This window comes from Bradyrhizobium sp. WBOS07, assembly GCF_024585165.1.
GTDB classification, from domain to species: Bacteria; Pseudomonadota; Alphaproteobacteria; order Rhizobiales; family Xanthobacteraceae; genus Bradyrhizobium; species Bradyrhizobium japonicum_B.
Genome location: NZ_CP029008.1, coordinates 3,751,877 through 3,772,424 on the forward strand (window position 1 = coordinate 3,751,877; position 20,548 = coordinate 3,772,424).

The following is a 20,548-nucleotide window of genomic DNA, read 5'->3' on the forward strand; positions in this document are numbered from 1 at the left end:
GTTTCCCGGAGCTGCGGATGCTCCCTTGTGAAGGCGCACACCTCACGCACTGCGGATCCTGCAATGAATTTGACCCGGACGGTTCGGATAGCGGAGAGCCGAGCGATCGGCTCCCGCAAGCCACCACTCGGCGCTAGCCAAACAGCCTGATCAGCAACTCATCTATTCCGCTTAAGCGCTCAAAACAGGCCTTGCTCAAATCGCGATGCATAGGGCGTTCAGCCTTCTGTCCGCCTCTGTCGCCGCGCGAATGCCTGCTGACCCTCGCACCCAGATCGGGCAGCTTGATTCCCGGTCGGTCGCCAAACCAGAGGTAACTCTCCAACGCAAGCGTGCGCGGGTTGACCTCGAGCCAAATGACGCAGCCGCTGGGCTTATCAAGCAACCGCGTACTGACCGTCACGTGCCGGACCGCCGAGCCGGAGAAGGTCGACTTCAGCTGGATGTGCCGGAGCACCCCATTGGCTTCCAACACAATATCGTAGCCACCCCGATCGACCTCGCTCTTGAGCACCTCGATATCGTGGAGGCCCTGCCGCCAACGTGCGGCCATGAGTTCCCCGAGCAAGAGATGGAAAATCGCCTGCTCCCGAACGCTGGAGGCGTAGGAATGGGGCATGGTGGGATTCTGATTCAGTTCGAGTAGCACTGTGAAACTCCTTGGGTTCAACGATGCCTGCAGTTGCGCTCCACCCGCCGCACAAGTCCAGCGCACAGCGCGCCCCGTCGCTCAGCTTCACACCGGACGGTTAACACGATCCTATTTTGGGATAATCCCGATACGGGATCAAATTGACTGCCGCCGAATCGCAAAGCCCCGGCGGCCATGGAAAAGTCCCTCAAATCCGCCGAGTATGCCCGCCTGATCGCCCTTCTTGTCGCAACGCGACATAAAGCGGGTATGCGTCAGCAGGCCTTGGCCAAGAAGCTCCGCAAACCGCAGTCCTTCGTCGCGAAATATGAGGGCGGAGAGCGCCGTCTGGACGTGATTGAGTTCATCGTCATTGCCGAGGCATTGGGGGCCGACCCAATCAAACTATTGCGCCGGTTCCTGCAAACCAAGACACGCTAGCTAGCCAGACAAGTCTGCTCCGATAGCGCCATGCGGGCGGTCCGTATCCTTCTGCGTTCCAACACACCCTCATTGAGTCCAAAAAATCGCTCGAAATCCACTGGACTTCGCGGCGGGTCAGAGCGTGCATGGTCCACCAACCATGCAGCGAGCGGATAAATGGATCCACAAGCTATCGCACCGGTGATCAAGGCGTGCTTCGGGGAGATGCAGGCCAAGCTCACGGAAGCCCAACGCATCGCCAAGGCGGCGCAGGCGTGTGCCGAGGCCGGCAGCATCGAGGAAGCAGTGCGGGTCTCCATGGGCATTGAGCAACTCATTTACGAGGCGGATCGCCTTCACGACGCTGTTGCGCTGCTTGGCCGAATGATCACGGCGGACCTCTAGCGCCAATCCAAATTCCTTCGCACCCGCAACAACGGGTTCGGCACGCCGTCACAAGATCCGTCTTGAAGAGTTGAAGCCGAAGGAGTTCTATTTCCCCGTGTCCCGCGTGGGATGAGGTGAAGAATGAGTACGGCGCTCATCGTTCACAGGGCTCATCTGCCAAGAGCGTTGCTCAATGTTCGTGCAGCCCAATATGTCCGCATGTCGACCGACCGGCAGCAGTACTCAATCCAGAATCAGGCCGCTGTCATCGCTGCATATGCGCACGCCCACAACCTTACGCTGGTCCGAACCTATAAGGACGAGGGTGAGAGCGGACTTCTCATCAAGAACAGGACAGGGCTTCTTCAACTTCTCGAGGATGTCGAGAACCAACAGGCGGATTTTGGCCATCTCCTGGTCTTCGACGTCAGCCGATGGGGACGCTTTCAAGACGTTGACGAAAGCGCGCATTACGAGTTCGTGTGCAGACGCGCCGGCATCAAGGTTGCCTATTGCGCGGAGCAGTTCGAGAATGATGGGAGCATGCTGGCAAGCATCGTCAAGAACATCAAGCGAGTGATGGCGGCCGAATACAGCCGGGAGCTTTCCGCAAAGGTCTACGCCGGCCAATGTCGGCTTGCGCGGCTCGGCTATAAGCCATGCGGCCGAGCCGGCTATGCGCTGGTGCGGGAGCTCGTCGACGAAAATATGAAAACCAGACGAGTGATGAAGAAGGGAGAGCGGAAATACATCCTCACCGACCACATCCGCATAAGACCGGGTGACCCGATGGAGATCGCTGTCGTCAGGTGGATCTTCGGAAGGTTCTTGGAGGTTAGGTCGGAGACGGTCATCGCTTGGGAGCTCAATCAGAAAGAGCTCGTCTCGAGTACGGGCGCGCCATGGACTCGCGCCGCCGTTGGCATTGTTCTCAGAAACGAGAGCTATATCGGAAACCTCATCTTCAATCGAAAGTCCCAGAAACTGCGGCAGGCCGCCGTGAAAAATCCTCCCGAACAATGGATCAGAAGCGAGGGCTGCATCGAACCCATCATCGATCGCGAGCTCTTCATCCGCGTCAGGAAGATTATCGAAGAGCGGCGCGTCGATCTTACGGAGGAGGAGATGCTTGTTCGGTTGCGCAAAACTCTTATCAAAGAAGGCCGCTTGACGCCCGCCATCATCGATCGAACTGCGGGGCTCCCCTGCTCTGCAACATGTCAAACGCACTTCGGCAATTTTCGAAATCTTTATCGGTTGCTCGGCTACACTCCGAAGCGGAATTACGAATTCCTGGACGCTCGTCCTGTTTGGTCCAAGCTCAGGGCAAAGCTTGTCGAACAAGCGGCCGCCGCGATTGAGGCGGCAGGCGGGCACGTCAGTTCGGGCGGCTGGAGCGATTGCCTACGTGTAAACCGGACAGTCTGTCTATCCGTCAGGGCCGCCCGGTGGACACCCCGCCGAAAGCCCAGCCATGCACCGCATTGGAGCATCGAGCGCGAGGCTTGCCTTCCCGATGGCTGGATCGCGGCGATCCGCCTGTCAGAGCACAACAAGGCCATACTCGATTACGTACTGTTGCCGACGGACGGCAAAGTGAAGCGCACGATCCGCTTTTCCGAAGCTGCGCGAGCGCGACGAGGAATTCTGCGCTTTAAAACCGCAACTGGCCTCGTTAAGGCCATCGCCCGCCGGCTTGCGGGAGCGCGGTCCACCTCCCAAGCCGCGCCGGGTGCGCAGGGCAAGCCGAGGGCAACGCCGTCCAAAACCAGACTTTCTCACGGACGCCGCCGCTGACTCCGGTGATCTGCATTCTTCCTACCCGCTCCCAGACCGGTGGGTCTTCTTTGAACCCTCGATCTCATGGGGTTGCCGGTTCCGTGCGATCTTAACGAAACTTTTAAGATCTATTGTGCGGCGGCATCCCTTATGGCTAAAAGAACAACCGGTCTCAAGACAGTTGCGTTAGAGAGTTATGATTACGTACAAGCAGTACCACATCCAGCGAGTTGAGCACGGCCATAAGCGCTGGACTGCCCGTATCACGCGGGCGGATGGCCAGAATATTCGCACCATCCTGCCGGCTTCCGAGCACCCATACCTTGATACGAAGCCGGCCGCTTCCGCCGAGGAAGCCGAGGAGCTCGCAAAGGAAGGCATCGACTTCGGCGGAATGGTTTAGCTCAGCCTCGCGCGCAGAAGCTTACATCCTAGCGCTTTGCGGACGAGAACTCGTCATAGCACTTAGAACATTGCTCATGCCTGAGTGCACCACCGTCCATGATTCTCCGCAGCGGGGGAGTATGGCCGAAGCCATACGGGTCGACGTCGTCGATTGCCACTCAGCCTGAAATCTGCGGCTCACAACGCGACGCCCCGTCTCCCCAGCCACGCCAGTGCCGCTGAACAAATGGCTGAAAGCAAAGCGGTCCAGAACCAGGACCGTCCGCGGGCGGCGCTAATCGAACGCAGATACAGGAATGCACCGAGAAGCCTTCCATAGTTCTTGCGAAATTCCCCGTTGAGCTTGGCTAATTCCGGCAGATCAGATAACGCCTTGCATTCGTCGGCCATCGGCTGGGCTCCCATTACTGGACCAGCCCCCCATAAACCGGTGTTTTGCCCGACGATGCAAGCTTCAATTTCGGGTTTTTCGATGCGACTTCCGACGGCAACGTCGTGTGCCGACCCACAATGGCAGACCTGACGGCCTACTTGCCTATCTCAGGCCCGTATCAGGCCAGTGAAGGATCTCATCGGCCGGCCGAGATCGATGCAAATACGGCCGCAGCATCGCATAGAGCACAAACAGGCCCACGGTGATGGCTAGTGCCAGCAGCGGAAAAATGTAGTTCATGCAAACCCCAGAACTTCGAATAGATACTAGCAGTTCTGCAAGAACCGTCCAATCGGGACGATGTTCCCCGCCTAAACCAATTGCGTAAGCTGGGTTTTGCTGCGGCTGAGGAGCCACATTTACTCAATAAAGGGCTGAAGTCCGCTTCGGGTCAAAATGCGAAGAACTCAACCTGAGCAAATCTCGTCCGCAATGCCTCAATAAGCGGGCTTCGTGGAGGGATACTGCCACTTCGCCGAAGGGCCAATACCGGAAATCTGCCCGTGCAACAACGAGAACGACGATCGCTCGTTCCAATTGAGACGGCGATTCTGGATGACCACCTTCAGGAGTAGCAGTTCGCGGAGACTTCGCTTTGTGCCACAGGCCTGCTGAAGCGCCTCGTAGCAGGGCGCGCTGCGGAGCCCGGGCTCCACACAACGGCGGCGTGCGGACCTTCTGGTCTCAGCTCTGTGCATCTGCGCACGAACGCTGCGGCCCGGGCGGGACAGGCCGGCTGCAAAAGCGCCGCGCTCGATGTTTTTCGCTTCGATCTGCAACAGAGGTTCGGTTCAGTCTCCCGGATTGGAGCGCCTAGCCGGGCCGACGCTAGTTGCAAACTTCCGCTTGCCTACCCGCCGCCGCCGTAGGACCTACCCCGCCTGAAGCGGTCTCCAGGCGACAGCCTTTCTGAACCGGACGACAAATGGTGCCGGTGCAGAATATTTGTCCCGCAGCCTGCGGCCTCGCAGGAGAAGCCTCTCTCCTCTTCCTCTCCTCGTCTCGCGGCTTCACATCCTCCCGTGTCGCTACCGGCTTCTTGTCCTGCATCTTCTCGCATTCATTGTCGTCGTTGACGCGATAGCCCGCGCGGCATGTGATCTTCACGCAATTGTCGCCATCGGCCCTGAAGCCGCGGTCGCAGACCAGCGGACAGACGCGGCCCGACTTTGCCTTGATGGCACTCAGCGCATCGAAGCTCGCCTGCTTGGCGTCGAATTTAGTGCCGGCATGCTTGTTGAACAAGGCCAGCGAGCGTTGCGAGGTCGCATTCCAGTCGCCATCCGCATTGCTCGCGAGACATCCGACGCGGCGGAGTTCTGACTGCACGAGCTTGGCAGTCTCCTGCGACGACAGAGAGGGCGGCGATTGAGTTAGGGCCACGGCCGCGACCTTCTGCTCAGCGACGCGCGGAGCCTCCTCTTTGGCAGCAAGCTCGGCAGCTGCCTTGTCGTCTGCAATCTTCTCGGCGAGCGCCTTTTCAGCGGCCTGCTTGTCGGCGAGCGCCTTGGCGACCGCCGCTTCTGCATCCTTCTTGCGCTGCTCGGCGGCCGCCGCCTTGGCGTCCTCGATTTGCTTGGTCTTTTCGGCAAGGATGCGGGCATCTTCGGCAGCCTTTGCAGCGGCTGCAGCCTTGTCCTGCTCGGCCTTCTTAGCGCGCTCCGCCACGAGCCGCGCCTTCTCGTCTTCAGCGTGCTTGGCTTTCTCTGCTGCGATGGCCCGGGCATCTTCGGCCCCGATCTTCTTCAATTGCACCCGGGCAAGGTTCGCGTAAAAACCTTCAGGATAGGCTTGAAGAAACGCTTCCCATGCGTCGCGATCACCCGCCTGTAGCGCCAGCTCGTAATCGCGGCGAACCGCATCTTGCGGATTCGCCTGTGGTCCGGTCGCGACCGGCTTCGCCGGAACCAGGGCCAGGTCGTCACTGCCGAGCGAGCCGTAGACAAAAGGCTCTTGCTTGTTGCCGGTGCTCTTGAGCACATCATCGCGCACAAAGCGAAAGGCCTTACCAAGGTCGAGCCCCGGGGTCGGCAGACGGTCTGCTAGCGCGGTAGCAAACGGGCTGTTCTTCGCTTCCCCGTCTGAGGCCGTCGAGCCTGCCTTCGCCGCGAACGCAATCATGGTGTTCGGGCTTGTCGGCTCGACCTTGGCAAGGCCGCGGCCGATGGCGCGCGACGCGATAGTACGCTTCATGGTCTTTGCAAACGGGTTGTCGCGGCAGGCGTCGAGTATAATCAGGCGCAGCTGCTTCGCGGGCTCGACAGCGAACAGGACGCGATCGAGGGCGACTGTCTCGTCGAGCACATCGCCATCACTTTCCAGCATCGCATCGACGGGAATCAGGTAGTTGTTCCCGTCCAGCTCGATGCCGTGCCCCGCATAGTAGATGACCGCGACCTCGGCTTCGCGCGTTTTGCCTGCGAACTCGCGCAGCGCCCGGCGCAGGTCGGCCGCGTTCACGTCGAGCTTGATGTCGACGCTTTCGAAGCCCGCCTTTTTAAACATCCCCCCGACCAGCGCGGCGTCGTTCGAGGGGTTTATGAGTTTGTTGACGTTCTTGTATGCCGAATTGCCGATCACCAACGCGACGCGCCGCTCGGCCATTGCCGGTCCGCATCCGACCCACATAGCAAAAATCATCAATAAAAAACGAAGCGCGCCCATTGCAGCCCCAGATCAAACGTGAGCAGCGTATTCATAGCCTGCCGGAAGGCAAGTATCAGATCTGTGATGTCTGTCACATATTGGCTGCTTCCGGAGGTCCGGGTCGGCGGACCAAGGTCTGCAACAGGGTCAAAACGAAGAACTCAGGTGGAGCAAATCTGGTCCGCTCTGGCTCAACGAGCGGACTACCGACCGACGAGGCGCAACTTCGCCAGATGAGCCTTGAACGGAAGCTTCGATCGGTGACCGATCAATCCAAATCTAGGACAAGGCTTGTTCGTTACCGAACGAGACCCCAGAGTTAGATGTGGGCGGACAGCGTGCCAAGCATCGGCAGCCTTATCGGTTGGGGCGGCATTCCCGACAACCAAGAGGGTTGAGCGAGAGGACCGCGTTGATCGTGAAAACCAACGGGAGCACCCTAGGTGACATGGAGGGGCATGAGAAGGCTGGCTCGAAATGCTGGCACCTGGATGGGCTCTGCCCCACGGCTTGCTTCCAACTGCTACTTCTAACCATCAAGGCCGTCGGCTCCTGTGCCGATGTCCCAGTTTGCACTTTGGAGTGCTTAAGGTTCCTCCCCCGCTATTACGACGTTGAGAACCCTTGCGTATTTCGGCAGTAAGTGTTGCCAGCTTGCTACAGCAACCTGAGCACGAACGGGTTAATCTTCAACAACAGGTGGGCATTTGCGCCGTTTTCAGAATTTCTTTTGGGGAGATACTCGCATGAGAAAGCTTCTAGTACTTGCGGCCGGGGCGATGGCTTTGGGTCTGTCGGCTCCCGCAAGCGCCGCGGATATGGCGGCCCGTCCTTACACCAAGGCCCCACCGATCGCCGCTCCGGTTTATAATTGGACCGGATTTTATATCGGCGGCCATGTTGGATACGGCTGGGGTCGCTCCAGCAACGACTCCTTCAGTGCCGCGGGTGTTCTGCTCGATACCACGACGAGCAAGTCAGATGGCGTCTTTGGAGGCGGCCAGATCGGTTACAACTGGCAATTCTCCCCAAACTGGCTGATTGGTATTGAGGCCGATGGCTCGGTGGCCGACATCAAGGGCACCACGAATGCTTGTACCGTGACAGGTTGCGGCTCTTCATTTGGCAAGACCGAAGACTTCGGAACTGTCCGGGGCCGCATCGGCTATGTCATCAATAACGTCCTTCTCTACGGAACCGGTGGTTGGGCTTGGAGCCACACCAGCACCGACCGGACCATTACGTGCGTTGTCGCGGGCGGTGGTATCTGCCCGGGCGGGCCGAGCCCTTCACCTCTGACGGGAGCGGTTGCATCAGCCTCCAACTTCAACAACGGCTGGGTAGCGGGTGCCGGTGTCGAATGGATGTTCGCCCCCAACTGGACTGCTAAGGTCGAATATCAGCATCTGCAGTTCGACAATGTTGCCAGGGACTTCAGCTATCCTGGATTTCCGGCCGCCTTCAGGCACGTCGAGTCGGATGGTCACATCGACACGGTTCGGGTCGGCGTAAACTACATCTTTGGCGGACCGAGCGTTGCCCGGCACTAAGGTTCTGAATACCCCATTCCAGTAATCCTTAGCCCGGCCGTTATGCGGCCGGGCTTTTTCCTGACGCTGGGAAAATTACGGGTGGTCTGACGCTGGTGTAGACTGTCGGGCTTCATTTGCGGGTTCTCAATGGCCCGCCGTTCGGCCAAACGAAGACGACTTCTAAGGTCCGCTTCGAGTCATAAGCGGTCGATGCAGGCCGAGCGAACGACTTCCGCTTAACCATCGGCAGCCAACCTTTATGAACACAGGCCCTAATAGCTGGACCTATTCTGCTTCCGCTTCGATGTTGCTGATCCGTTGTCTCGCTTCACGCGTTTGAGGCCTCGCCGCTGCCGCGACAGGGCAACTTTCTCATATCGTTCCAAGCACGACAAAAATTTCATTTGCTTTGGCTCAGCCTTCTCAATCACGGCCAAGATCAGCCCCAGCCTGATAGCTCGCAACCGACTTTGCCGATTCCTGGCTTGAACCAGATCTTGAAGCGCGATCTCCATTCCCGCGCCTTTGAATTCCTCCGCAAAAACCGCATCGAACCTGGCGAGACCAGAACCGTCGGAATCGTCCCAGCGAGACAAGCCATGCCGATAAGCATTGCGGCTGGAGATGACCTTCCCGGTGCTGGTTCGCGGGCCGGTACTCTTCGCGGCGTTCGCACGATTGGCTTCGACTTGTCGCTTTGACGCCAAGTTCCCTCCTTCATTTCCCGAGCTAGCAATCGACCGCACAACTCTTACGTTTCGGCGTCTCCGCGATGCGACGGTGATTGTTGAGGAGGGCTGTAAGGCTGACCTGTCAGCAATGGAGCAAGGAAGGTGTGGAGATTAGACCCATCAAATAGATGGGCTGCGATGCCGGCCGCTTGCGCTGCTGCAAGGTCGCTCTGCTTGTCCCCGATCATAAAGCTAGCGTCGATATCCACCGGATAACGCTCAAGCAGGACTCCAATCATCCCAGGCTGCGGCTTGCGACAGTTGCAGAGGACACGATAGCGCTCAATCAAGCCGTCGGGATGGTGGGGGCAGAACTCAAACGCATCGATATGCGCACCCACAACAGAAAGTTCACGCGACATCCATTCGTGCAAATTGCGAACATGCCGCTCCTCATAAAACCCTCTCGCGATTCCTGACTGGTTTGTCACGACAAACGCAAAATAACCGGCGTCATTGACTGCTTTTACTGCTTGCTGGGCTCCTTTGACCCACCGAATCTTGTCCGGATCAAAAGCGTAGCCGTCGTCCTCATTGAGGACGCCATCACGATCAAAAAACACTGCCGGACGCATCAAGCTCATCAGCTCACGCTTGAGGGGATATTGGCGATCTTCCGACAATCACCGCTTCATTTCAACACATCCGACGCGGTTGAACAGGCTTCTAGGGCGGGCCGCGCGGCCCTCGGGGCATAGATTGGCTTCGTTTTGTCGTTTTGATGCTGGGTAGCCTCATCGTCATCCCTACCCTCGAAAGGCGAGAACAAGAGCAATTCCAGCCGTTATAACGAGCAACAAGATTGCTGCAGAAAGGACTGGCGTTCCCACGCGATTGGAGCGTTACTGATTCGGCCGCGCACCAACTCCGATTGTAGCGCCGGTATCTCACCTCGCAGACGCGAGGCTTCAGGCAGTGCGGCGAAGAGCGCCGCTGTTCTTGGAGTAGGAGATACCAGTGCGTAGCGTGCAGAGTGACGGCCAAATCGAACCACAGCATCATATCATCAGGTTCAACCCGAACGACCGGCGACATTTCATCGGTGGCTCGGACGCCCGTATCATTATGGGGAATGACCAGGAGGACCTCGTCCGCCTATGGCGAGAGAAGCGCGGCGAGATTGAGCCGGAAGACCTCGGCGACAACTTGATCGTCCAACTCGGCACCGTGACCGAGGTCTTAAATCGCGCCTGGTATCAACGCGCAAGCGGGCACACGGTCAAGGACATCCAAAAGCGCGTCCGCCATCCCGTCCACAAATGGATGGCGGCCACGCTGGACGGGACGGTCGAGCAGACCGGCGCCGTCTTCGAAGCCAAGTTCATGCTGCCCTGGGCCTTCACCGAGGAGGTCGCGGCCGAAAAGCACATGGCCCAGTTGCAGCACAACATGTGGGTGACCGCATCCCGCACGGCCGTTCTCTCGATCATTACCGGTGGCGGCAAATGGGTCGAGATCAAGCTTCATGCCGACCCGCTGTATCAGCATCTGCTGCTCACTGCCGAAAAGAAGTTTTGGCGCTGCGTCCAAAGTGGCGAGCTGCCTATCCTGTTCAACATCGAGACGCCGCGCCCCCGACTGGAAGCGGTCAGGGTTGTCGACATGTCCACGTCCAACCAATGGGCGGAGCTGGCGGCCACCTATCTTCGAACCCGAGAGGCGCACAGTGAGCATGAAACCGCCAAGGCCGATCTGAAGAAACTCATGCCGGAGGACGCCAAGGAGGCGGCGGGCCATGGCATCAAGGCCAAGCGCTCCAAGGCCGGCGCGATAAGCTTCGAAGCCCAGGCGGCGGAGGGATCCCATGCATCAGTCCAGTGAACGCATCGGCACCCTTGCTGCGGCCCTCGCCCGGGCCCAGGCTGAACTGACCAACCCCGAGAAGACCCTGACTGCCGTGATCCGGTCGCCCTTCCCGCGGGAGGATGATCGAAGCTTCCGGTACGCTTCCCTCGCCTCGGGCCTCGACATCGTCCGCAAGACCCTCAGCCAGCAGGAGATCGCCACCATCCAGACCACCCGGATCGAACAGATCACCGGCCAGATCCATCTCACCACCCTGCTCGCCCACGCCTCCGGGGAATGGATTTCTTCGGACCTACCGGTCTGCGCCCCCAAGGAAGTCGAGGCGCCGCACCGGATGGGCGCGGCGCTGACCTATGCCCGCCGGTATGCCCTATTTGCCCTCGTCGGGATCGCCGGAGAGGATGATTTGGACGCACCTGACGTCGCTACGGGGCCTCCCGCCGCCCCCGAGCCGCAGGCCGAGTCAGGACCGAAGCGAAGGCCGTCCAGCGCCGTCCTGAACCGCCCGCCCATGTTGTCCCCCGAGCGCTCCGCCGAGCTCCTGGACCGGCTCCTGGGCGAGCTGGCCAGCCGAGAGGACAGCGATGGACTGCTCGCCTGGGCAAAGACCAGCCTCCCCCTCAAGAACACCCTTCTTGAGCCGGACGCTCGCGTACTTGAGGCCGCCTACCAAAAGAGAGGCGAGCAAATAGCCCCTCTTGAATTCGATTTAACAGACCAGCGGCCTGTGTCGGCAGCCGGGCCATTTCTACCTGAGCAGCATGCTTCGGGGATATCCGACGAGGCGCATGCCGCTGCCAACACCGCTTCTGGACAGCAAGTCGGCCTCGCCTTCCCAAAGGAGCCGCCACGAAGACGAAGCAAGGATCACCTCGCCTTCATCCGCGCCCAAGGTTGCCTGGTCTGCCAGAAGACCCCCTCTGATGCACATCACCTGAAGTTCGCTCAAGCGCGGACCTTAGGACGCAAAGTCAGTGACGAATTTACCGTACCGCTGTGCAGATCCCATCACCTATCCCTGCACCGGCACGGAGACGAAAGAGCCTGGTGGACCAATCTGCAAATTTCGCCGCTGCCAATCGCAAAGGAGCTTTGGGATGCGAGTCCCGTCCACCTGGCGAACGGCGCAAATGTCGGTGCAGAGCCCTCTCGTTCGGGTTTGGAGGCGCGGGGTCAATGAATGGTCCGATCAACCTCGGTCAGCAGCTATCGGCGAGCGTCCTGCCACCTCAGTTCGAGGCGTTGTGTCCCCCGCCCCAACTGCTTCCTGGCGAGAGCATCGACCACTATCAGGCTCTTCAGTCCGCCATCTTCCGCGACCTCGATCCCCAGTCTGCCGTCGAGTGGCTGCTTGCTATCGACATCGCAGAACTCTCCTGGGACATGCAACGCTACTGGATTCTGCGGCATAGGCTTCTGAGCACCTATCGCCAAAAGGCTGTGGAGATGACGCTTCGCCGAATCGACGTGGTGGGCATTGCTCCGGACTTCCAGGACGCAGCCGAAATCTACACTGTCCATAACGCGCTGGACTGGCAGCTAGATCCTTCTGCTGCGCTCGATATCGAGGCTCGTCTTCGATCCTATGGCTTCGATCAACATGCGATCAACATGGAAGCCTACGTTCAAGCACGCGAGATCCTGGTGCTATTTGAATCGCTGCTGAACGGGGCACAGCTTCGACGCCTGATGTTGCTGAAGGAGATCAAGAATCTTCGACGGCCGAGCGCGAGCCCAGGCAGCCACACTCGGACTCGAAGGGGGCGGCAAAGAAGGACGAACCATCACGAAGCCCCACGTCAGACCATAAAGAGCTGAGCTGCAAAGCCGATTTCAAGCAAGTCAGACCGGATGGCGAAAACTGCCCCGAGTTGAATAGAAGCTGGCGTTGCGGGTGGAAAGGTGAACGAGTTGCTTCGGTAGATCCGCTTGTTGGCTAAAATCGCAAGAATTAGATGTGCACTCGCCGCATCTATACTTGCGACAAATACGCCGCGTAGGCGCGCTCAAGGCCGTCCTGAAGCGAGGTCGTCGCTCGCCAGCCCAGCCTTGCCAAGCGGCTAACGTCAAGCAGCTTACGGGGTGTACCATCGGGCCGAGAAGTGTCGAAGCTGATTTCATCATTGTATCCTACAATCCGAGCGACGAGGCGTGCGAACTCCGCAATAGTGATATCCTCGCCAGTGCCTACATTGATTAGCTCCGCGCCCGAATAGTTCTTCATGAGGTGAACGCAGGCATCCGCCATGTCATCAACATAGAGGAACTCGCGCCGCGGCGTACCAGTACCCCATACTAGGACGCTCTTCGTGCCCGAAACTTTTGCCTCGTGAAAGCGACGGATCAGAGCCGCCACCACGTGGCTTAATTCAGGATCATAGCTGTCGCCCGGGCCATAGAGATTGGTTGGCATCACGCTAATAAAGTCGCTGCCATATTGGCTGCGATAAGCCTCCACCATCTTGATGCCCGCGATCTTCGCGACAGCATAAGGTTCGTTGGTCGGCTCCAGCGGGCCCGACAGCACAGAATCCTCGCGCAAGGGCTGGGCGGCAAGCTTTGGATAGATGCAGGAGGAGCCCAGGAACATTAGCTTCTCAACACCGTTCAAATGCGCAGCATGGATCACGTTAGCCGCAATCGAGATGTTTTCGTAGATAAACTCGGCGCGTAGCGTGTCATTGGCGACGATTCCGCCGACCTTGGCTGCAGCCAGGAATACCACTTGCGGACGCACCTTAGCGAACCAATCGAACACCGCAGCTTGATTGCAAAGATCCAACTCACGCCGATCCATAGTGACGAGCCTTATGTCCTCCCTTCCCAGCCGTCGCACGAGCGCGCTTCCTACCATACCGCGATGGCCGGCGACGTAGACGCTTTTGCCCTTGAGCTCAAATTGAGCGTTTGCCATGGGACGCGTCGCTCTTCGCCTCGGCCAAGTCGCTTGCCATCATCTCCTCGACTAGCTGAGCGAACGTCCTCTTCGGCTTCCAGCCGAGCACTTGGCGCGCCTTGCTGGCGTCGCCGATCAGGAGATCGACTTCGGTCGGCCGAAAATAGGTCGGATCGATCTTTACAACCGTCTTGCCGCTCGATTCATCCACGCCGGTCTCCTCGATGCCCTTGCCCCGCCAGACAATACGGCGGCCGACTTGGGCAAAAGATAACTCGACCATCTCACGGACCGAATGCATCTCGCCGGTGGCGAGCACGAAATCGTCAGGCTTGTCGGCTTGGAGGATCATGTGCATGCCCTCAACGTAATCCCGCGCATGGCCCCAGTCGCGCTTGGCGGAGAGATTGCCGAGATAGAGCGTCTCCTCCAATCCCACCTCTATGCGGGCAACGCCGCGCGTGATCTTGCGCGTTACGAAAGTCTCGCCGCGTATCGGGCTCTCATGGTTGAAAAGGATACCGTTCGAGGCAAACATGCCATAGGCCTCGCGGTAGTTCACGGTGATCCAGTAGCCGTAGAGTTTGGCAACGCCGTAAGGCGAGCGCGGATAGAAAGGCGTCGTCTCCTTCTGCGGAATCTCCTGCACCAATCCGTAAAGCTCGGAGGTCGAGGCCTGATAAAAACGCGTCTCCTTTTCCATGCCGAGGATGCGGATCGCTTCCAGAAGGCGCAACACACCGATCGCGTCGGCGTTGGCGGTGTATTCTGGGCTCTCGAAGCTAACCGCGACATGGCTCTGGGCTGCGAGATTGTAGATCTCCGTTGGGCGGATCTGCTGCACTAGGCGGATTAGATTCGTCGAATCGGTCATGTCGCCGTAGTGCATGAGGAAAGGTACATTCCCGATATGCGGATCCTGGTACAGATGATCAACGCGCGCGGTGTTGAATGACGAAGACCGCCGCTTGATGCCATGCACGACGTAGCCGAGCGACAGCAGATATTCAGCGAGATAGGCGCCGTCCTGGCCCGTCACGCCTGTGATGAGAGCGATCCGCGCATTCATATTACGTTACCTTCTTGCTTGCACAGACAGATTGCCCTTTCGCTTAGAACCGCATCGCGGCAGAAGCTACTTGTCGCACAATTGCCAAGCAAAGGTGAAGCTCGCTACTCAGGTTGAGTGACGGATTAGATCGGATTGCAGCCCAAAGACATCTTAGGCCTTTAGTCCTTGAGATCATTGGCAAGCTATTATAGGAGCCCGAACCTTGCAATACCGGAGGGCGCAGACCTATTCTCCACACAGTGAAGCCCGAGATCCGATTGCAACCCGCTCTTGCAAAGCAGCCGAGCGCTCCAAGGCCCATGTATGGCATAGTTCACGCGCTGTCGCGTTTGGCTCCACATGCGCAATGCGACTCGTTGCTTGCTGACGCTACAGGAAGCCTAGAAAATTACCGAGACAGAAAGCAGCGGCTGAGAAGACCGCCACACACAGCAACTTCGGCATGAGCCACCCGGACTCCGGAAATTCTTGGTGAAGACGTACGGCGATGGTGCTTACGCCAACAGTAACGGCGAGAAGCATAAGCCCGAACGCAAAGTGACCATGGCCACCGACGAACAGGAAAATCGCAGCAATGGCAATCGCCCAATCCACGTTGTCACCGACGCTCGAAATGCAGGTAATCGTCTTCGATTGTGGGGTGACTGTTGGCCAACGACGAAGTCACGAACCTACAGCTAATCCCTTGGCAACCTGTATAACATAGCTGCGATCGTAGCCTACAATCGAAGGTCCCGGCCGCAACACGCCGTGCCACTTTAAGCCCATAGCGCCTATCTCTGTGCTAGCGCGGTCAACGACGAATAGCGGCCCCCAAATGTTGATCTGCGTTTCTTAAGCGGCGCTCCTTCATCATCTTTGCGGTATTATTTTACCTCTTGAGGGCTAACTTACTCTCGCTTATCTATAGTGCCCCGTAAGCACGTTCAGATGGTAGACGAAGACAGCAACTGCTAGGAAATTCTTGGCACCGCCCGAAGCGCTCGAAAGACGGCTTGTCAGTACCTGTCGGCCCAAAATCAACGCTTGACCGCGTTGGCCACCACACCATTGCTGCCATAGAATACATTGATATCGGTCAACCCTTCACAGCGGGCAACCAGCTCGCGAACCTCTTCGAGGGTGCGAGGGGTATCATAAGCGGGTGATAACGCGTCGAACGTATCGAGAATGGCCCACTCTAGCCGCTGCTGCCTGTTCAAACCCGAACGAAGGTAGTTCCAGCAGGGAATCATAGTCAGCGCCGCAATTTTGGGGCCAAAATATGGAATGAGTTGGATCAAGGTGTTGATCGGAAGCCAAACCGGCATATAGGCACTGATTATGCGCAGAAGCCTCTCCGGCTCCATGCCAACTGTCCAGCGACGCCAGAAGTATTTGGGCTGATTGAACGGATCGAGGGCCGACGTCTTCAGATAGTGATCGATGCTGATGCGCCCACCAGGTTTTAGTTTTGAGACAAGCGATTCAAGAGCTTTCTCAGCATCCGGAAGATGCTGGATAACTCCATAGCAGAACACGAAATCGAACGATCCATTAGGCACGGGAATGTCATAGATGTCCGCGCGCAGGAATTTCACGTCACCCCTGCCAGCATTGTTCTCGCGATTAACGTCGATCGCAATTGACGCATCGAAGGTCGTGACGATCGCACCAGCGTCCAACAGAACTTCTGTAAAACGTCCGGCCCCAGATCCAGCTTCGAGAACAGACTTCCCGTTGATATCTTTCGGTTTCCATTTCGTGTTCGAGAAGAAGCGCGTTAGCGTGAGCGAAAGACCAGTGTGGCTATCTAATTGAGTTGTCTTGAATTTGGCCCACTGGAAGCCGAAGCTATCGCTAGAGCTTTGTTGCGACTGCATAGAGCCCGGCAGGTTTTTCAAATCGGTCACGAAGGAACCGGCCGATTCTGTTTCGAAGGGATATGGATTCATTTGAGTCTCGAAAATTGACCGCGCTTACCACAGGATCATAACCACGTCGCTGCAAGAAACTGCTCAAGCTAACCGACGACCAACTTCGGACATGCTGCCATCGATGAAATGTGACGTTTGCAACAGGCGAGTAGACGATGCTCTCTTCTAGCCGTTCGTCGTTTGGCGTCGTCACGACCAGACGACCGCCTCGCCTGAGCAATTGATTGATGTTTCCCATCGTTTCGTCGAGCGCGGCATCATCAAGATGCTCAATTACCTCCAAGAGAAACACAACATCAAACTGCTCGCTCCCGAGAAGACTGGAGATGGTGTGGATACCACGAAAGTTCGGCACACCGATGATGTCATGCCCGGCTTTGCCGACTACGTCCTCGCTGAAGTCGCCTCCCCAGACCTCGCAACCAGTCCTGATTAGATGCCGAAGTAGGTAGCCAGGACCACACCCGTAATCCATAACTCGAACGCCAGACTTGAGAAGAGATCCGCAACGACGAACTACGTCCGCGCCTTTCGAGTAACTGAAGTAGAGTTCCGGTGTCCCTGAGTAATAAGACCAGAACCGGTTGAGCGTCTCTCGGTCCCACTGTAGAGGGATCGGTTTCGGAGCGTTCATTAAAAATCCCCAAAAGGCACCTTAAAGAGCTCGGTGTTCTCGCCCTTTTACCATTCTAACACGCAGCAAAGTCAATCCGCTAGCCTGCGGGTGAATCGAGCGGCCGGACCGCTCGCTTGTAGCCATTCGCGCATTTGGACAAAGTCTTATGCTTGTGCTGTTCCGACTTGCACCATATGCCGATTGCAAACTATTTTCTTGTTGACGATGGGGGCGAACACTGGATGGCTCAAGACCTAAAATTGCCGCTCGGCATTACTACCGCTCCTTTCGCTCAGAAGCCGCGACATGTGGGGAAGCTTCGGCGCGTCTTGGCACGAGTACCCTCGCTTCCCTCCGCGGCGATCGACGTGATTGAATTGTTCGGCCTTAATGTGCAAAAAATCGCGAACACTTTTCGATTCGAACAATTTTGGCGCGACAAGATCGCAAGAGATCATCGCGTGATCATTGTACCGACATTCAACAAGAGGACCGGAAAGCACCCCATCTGGAACGTTGCTCTGAATTGGATTAATGGGAACTCCTCGTCGGGAACTATCCTCGAGTTGGGTACTAATAATGGCGGTTCGCTCAAGTATTTCCTAGACCACTTGCCACAAGCATTTCACTTGGTAGGTTTTGATTGCTTCGAAGGCCTACCGGAATCGTGGGACGGTTTGCCAGCGGGATCAATTAGAGGCTTTGGTGGCCCCGTCGAGTTATGGGCTGATGAGCCCGAGAAACGCCGTGAGGTCATCTCCAACCTTGAGCGCGGAATCCCTTTTCCCCGGCCTCCACAGCCAAACGTCCAGATTGAGTCGGGCCTGTTCAGCGAGTCAGTGACACGTTATCTGATCGAAAAGGGCTGGCCTCGCGATCTGCGGCTAATCCATTTCGACGCGGATCTATATATCTCTACCCGCCCGGTTCTAGATACAATTTGCGGCGTGCTCAAATATCGGTATCTTATTCTTTTTGACGAGTTTTACTCGGCCAACCACGAATTCAAGGCTTGGATCGAATTTGTGGAGCTCTACAAACTATCCGACTGGCGGGTTCTCTCAGCAAGCGAGGACGGTTCGCAGGTCTTGATCGAAGTGAATACACAGGCCCCTATTGGAGACTGACTGGTCGCCACTTTGTTCGTCTAGCCCCGCGAAGAACGGCACGTTATGCTTTGTTAACCAAATTCTCCTAAGAGTACCATCCGGTTGGCGATCGAGGAAAGATTCGATGCTGATAGAGGTGATGCAAAAGTTCGAGGCGCTCCTTTACACTGACAAAGCGTTGTATGGTGCCGCCTCCGTCGGTTTGTGTGCTTTCGTTGGACTGTACTATGTTGGCGAATATCTATTCAGCGAGCGGGGTGCGGAGTAAATTTTTGCTCCGATTTTGTTACGTTCAGGGGAACTGCTGGACCCAGTCACGTTTCTGGATCAGCTTTCGCGCAACCGTGTTTCACACGACCGCAGGAGAAGGACGGTCTAAGGCCTTCTGACAGCATTGTGCTCGAAATGGCGAGGCACTGCGGCCGTTGCTCTGTTTATCCAAGGGCGCACTGCGGTGACGAGTCTCCAGATAAAAAATCGAAGCTCAACTACGTGATTGCCATCGATCGCGCTTTTGTCCTAATTAGCCCAAGCTATTTGCTTCTCTAATTGGGGGGTGCCGTGAAACTTGTTGCAATTGGATGGATCGCGTTCGCTATGTGCTGCGGGCTGGTGCTGAAACTCAACATCGACCAAGTCAGAGAGTTCGAAAACGCTATTGCGCAGGAGCGCAACTAGCCCTTGAGGCTCGCCTGTGTTCTTACTGTCTAAGACGCTTGGTGTTGTTAGCATCCTGCCAAATCTCTTGCCGATCGTAGGCGTCCTCGGCTGTCTACTAGTCCTAACGCGCTTCGCCTCTGCTGGTCGGAAGCTTGTCGTCCTCTCACTGCTGGCTCTCGCCGTTTGTGGCTTTACCCCTGTCGGGAGCCTCATGGTTCAGCCATTGGAAGATCGCTTTCCTGCGTGGGTGCCCGGACCGGTCCCACCGACCGGCATCATTATTCTCGGTGGTGCGACGAAGCCGGCGATATCTGCTTTCAGAGGCCTTCCGACCTCGGACCTTGGAATAGATCGGCTCATCACCGGCGCGAAGCTAGCCCGTCGCTACCCAACCGCTCGCATCATCTATGCGAGCGGCAATCCTGAGCTTTGGCCCAGCACAATCCGCGAGGCCGATTACGCGGTCCAGATCCTTGCCGACTTGGCCGTGCCAAAGGATCGCGTTCAAATTGAAGGCGATTCTCGCAACACAGCCGAGAACGCGGCTTTCTCGAAGACCCTTGCTTCTCCAGCTCCTGGTGAGCGATGGCTCCTCGTCACTTCCGCGTACCACATGCCTCGAGCGGTTGGGTTGTTTCGTGCCGCCGGCTTTCCGGTGGAGCCTGTACCAACCGGCTGGCTAACGGCGGGGCACACCGCCTGGGTCGACTTCGGCAACTTCGCCTCTTCAATGCTCCTTGTGCATCTTGCCAGTCGAGAATGGGTCGGGCTGGCTGCATATCGCGCGCTTGGAAGGATTGACAGCCTCTTCCCGGCTCCCTAGTGCACTGCACCTAACATAGGTTAGTTTCGGAACTCAGAAATCGTGCCACTTCTTCGGGCTGGCCGGATCGATGGGGACAATCGATGCTCTCTGACCTTATGCCGGACACCGCAGTGTTCAACTTTTCCGATTGGGCAAAATACGCTCTAGCCGGTGCAGGGCTAGTCGCCTTTGTCGGCATTTATTACCTGGGGGACTATCTCTTCAGTGACCGAGATCCTTAGTTCAAGTCCTAACAGGTCGGCACCACCCAGCCGTTCACATTTCATTCAGCCCGTAGCCGACATCTTGTCGAGACGAACGGGAGAAGGAAAAAATGAGGCTCGTGTTTGCGGTGATTGTTGCGCTGTGCGTGACGGCAACGTGGGTTTTGCCTGTAGACGCTCAAGGGTATTATCGAAGGGCGCACCCTTACGGTTTGGATGAGTATGGGCGGAGCACGGATCCGGATTGTTACCGGGGACCTAACCAAGTATACGTCTGTGGCGGGCCGCGCCATGGTTACTACGAGTACGAGCGCCCTCGCTATCGGCGGCCGTATTCCTATACCATAGATCAATTTGGGCGCAGCACCGACCCGAATTGCTATCGCGGTCCATATCGCGCCTACGTCTGCTAGCGCTAGATCGCGGGATGCATGCAGGAGAAGTCTGATTTCGGCCCCCTGGAATAGGAAAGCCAGC

Annotated in this window: 19 protein-coding genes; 10 read left to right on the forward strand and 9 right to left on the reverse strand. The window is 57.4% G+C overall.

Features of this window, described 5'->3' with window-relative positions; genetic code table 11:
* Window positions 1–133 precede the first annotated feature (133 nt).
* On the reverse strand, window positions 134–649 hold the full coding sequence (locus DCM79_RS17950) for a hypothetical protein (protein ID WP_257175619.1): 516 nt from the start codon (window positions 647–649) through the stop codon (window positions 134–136).
* Window positions 650–826: 177 nt separating this feature from the next.
* Between DCM79_RS17950 and DCM79_RS17955 the strand changes: the two genes are divergently transcribed.
* From DCM79_RS17955 to DCM79_RS17970, 4 genes are all read left to right on the forward strand, one after another.
* Window positions 827–1,072, forward strand: a complete 246-nt coding sequence (locus tag DCM79_RS17955; protein ID WP_257175620.1) for a helix-turn-helix domain-containing protein — start codon at window positions 827–829, stop codon at window positions 1,070–1,072.
* Between the two features lie 159 nt (window positions 1,073–1,231).
* Window positions 1,232–1,459: a hypothetical protein gene (locus tag DCM79_RS17960; protein ID WP_257175621.1), complete on the forward strand. Its 228-nt coding sequence runs from the start codon at window positions 1,232–1,234 to the stop codon at window positions 1,457–1,459.
* Window positions 1,460–1,582: 123 nt separating this feature from the next.
* Window positions 1,583–3,238 (forward strand): recombinase family protein, encoded by a 1,656-nt coding sequence (locus tag DCM79_RS17965; RefSeq protein WP_257175622.1) that lies wholly within the window; start codon window positions 1,583–1,585, stop codon window positions 3,236–3,238.
* Window positions 3,239–3,416: 178 nt separating this feature from the next.
* Window positions 3,417–3,623: a hypothetical protein gene (locus DCM79_RS17970; RefSeq protein ID WP_257175623.1), complete on the forward strand. Its 207-nt coding sequence runs from the start codon at window positions 3,417–3,419 to the stop codon at window positions 3,621–3,623.
* A gap of 179 nt (window positions 3,624–3,802) precedes the next feature.
* On the opposite strand, the gene DCM79_RS17975 is transcribed toward DCM79_RS17970, so the two are convergent.
* Together DCM79_RS17975 and DCM79_RS17980 are read right to left on the reverse strand one after the other, a co-directional pair.
* Window positions 3,803–4,015: a hypothetical protein gene (locus DCM79_RS17975; RefSeq protein WP_257175624.1), complete on the reverse strand. Its 213-nt coding sequence runs from the start codon at window positions 4,013–4,015 to the stop codon at window positions 3,803–3,805.
* A gap of 871 nt (window positions 4,016–4,886) precedes the next feature.
* A complete protein-coding gene (locus DCM79_RS17980; RefSeq protein ID WP_257175625.1) occupies window positions 4,887–6,722 on the reverse strand; it encodes a caspase family protein in 1,836 nt (611 codons plus the stop codon).
* A 728-nt stretch (window positions 6,723–7,450) separates the two neighbouring features.
* Between DCM79_RS17980 and DCM79_RS17985 the strand changes: the two genes are divergently transcribed.
* Complete coding sequence (locus DCM79_RS17985) at window positions 7,451–8,254, forward strand: outer membrane protein (RefSeq protein ID WP_257175626.1); 804 nt, start codon at window positions 7,451–7,453, stop codon at window positions 8,252–8,254.
* 254 nt (window positions 8,255–8,508) lie between these two features.
* Here DCM79_RS17985 and DCM79_RS17990 read toward each other — a convergent pair whose 3' ends face one another.
* Both DCM79_RS17990 and DCM79_RS17995 read right to left on the reverse strand, forming a co-directional pair.
* A complete protein-coding gene (locus DCM79_RS17990; protein ID WP_257175627.1) occupies window positions 8,509–8,943 on the reverse strand; it encodes a hypothetical protein in 435 nt (144 codons plus the stop codon).
* A gap of 44 nt (window positions 8,944–8,987) precedes the next feature.
* Window positions 8,988–9,545, reverse strand: a complete 558-nt coding sequence (locus DCM79_RS17995) for an HAD family hydrolase (protein WP_257180785.1) — start codon at window positions 9,543–9,545, stop codon at window positions 8,988–8,990.
* Window positions 9,546–9,933: 388 nt separating this feature from the next.
* Here DCM79_RS17995 and DCM79_RS18000 point away from each other — a divergent pair, with 388 nt between their 5' ends.
* Genes DCM79_RS18000 through DCM79_RS18010 form a run of 3 tightly spaced genes read left to right on the forward strand, consistent with a single transcriptional unit; the run spans window position 9,934 to window position 12,591 of the window.
* Window positions 9,934–10,788, forward strand: a complete 855-nt coding sequence (locus DCM79_RS18000) for a YqaJ viral recombinase family protein (protein ID WP_373568136.1) — start codon at window positions 9,934–9,936, stop codon at window positions 10,786–10,788.
* Window positions 10,772–11,953, forward strand: a complete 1,182-nt coding sequence (locus DCM79_RS18005) for an ERF family protein (protein WP_257175629.1) — start codon at window positions 10,772–10,774, stop codon at window positions 11,951–11,953. Before DCM79_RS18000 ends, DCM79_RS18005 begins: the two co-directional genes overlap by 17 nt.
* A complete protein-coding gene (locus DCM79_RS18010) occupies window positions 11,950–12,591 on the forward strand; it encodes a hypothetical protein (protein ID WP_257175630.1) in 642 nt (213 codons plus the stop codon). The genes DCM79_RS18005 and DCM79_RS18010 overlap by 4 nt, the downstream gene beginning before the upstream one ends.
* A gap of 154 nt (window positions 12,592–12,745) precedes the next feature.
* Here DCM79_RS18010 and DCM79_RS18015 read toward each other — a convergent pair whose 3' ends face one another.
* The 4 genes from DCM79_RS18015 to DCM79_RS31850 all read right to left on the reverse strand — a co-directional run bounded on the left by DCM79_RS18015 (window position 12,746) and on the right by DCM79_RS31850 (window position 17,291).
* Entirely contained in the window at window positions 12,746–13,687 is a 942-nt protein-coding gene (locus tag DCM79_RS18015; protein ID WP_257175631.1) for a GDP-L-fucose synthase, read from the reverse strand.
* Window positions 13,668–14,738 carry a GDP-mannose 4,6-dehydratase gene (gene gmd, locus DCM79_RS18020; protein ID WP_257175632.1) on the reverse strand — a complete coding sequence of 357 codons (1,071 nt, stop codon included), beginning with the start codon at window positions 14,736–14,738 and terminating at the stop codon, window positions 13,668–13,670. The genes DCM79_RS18015 and gmd overlap by 20 nt, the downstream gene beginning before the upstream one ends.
* Window positions 14,739–15,760: 1,022 nt before the next feature.
* Window positions 15,761–16,675: a bifunctional 2-polyprenyl-6-hydroxyphenol methylase/3-demethylubiquinol 3-O-methyltransferase UbiG gene (locus DCM79_RS18025; RefSeq protein WP_257175633.1), complete on the reverse strand. Its 915-nt coding sequence runs from the start codon at window positions 16,673–16,675 to the stop codon at window positions 15,761–15,763.
* Window positions 16,581–17,291 (reverse strand): class I SAM-dependent methyltransferase, encoded by a 711-nt coding sequence (locus DCM79_RS31850; RefSeq protein ID WP_373568082.1) that lies wholly within the window; start codon window positions 17,289–17,291, stop codon window positions 16,581–16,583. The genes DCM79_RS18025 and DCM79_RS31850 overlap by 95 nt, the downstream gene beginning before the upstream one ends.
* A 176-nt stretch (window positions 17,292–17,467) precedes the next feature.
* Here DCM79_RS31850 and DCM79_RS18035 point away from each other — a divergent pair, with 176 nt between their 5' ends.
* On the forward strand, window positions 17,468–18,400 hold the full coding sequence (locus tag DCM79_RS18035) for a hypothetical protein (protein WP_257175635.1): 933 nt from the start codon (window positions 17,468–17,470) through the stop codon (window positions 18,398–18,400).
* Between the two features lie 853 nt (window positions 18,401–19,253).
* Window positions 19,254–19,865, forward strand: a complete 612-nt coding sequence (locus DCM79_RS18040) for a YdcF family protein (protein ID WP_257175636.1) — start codon at window positions 19,254–19,256, stop codon at window positions 19,863–19,865.
* Window positions 19,866–20,548 lie beyond the last annotated feature (683 nt).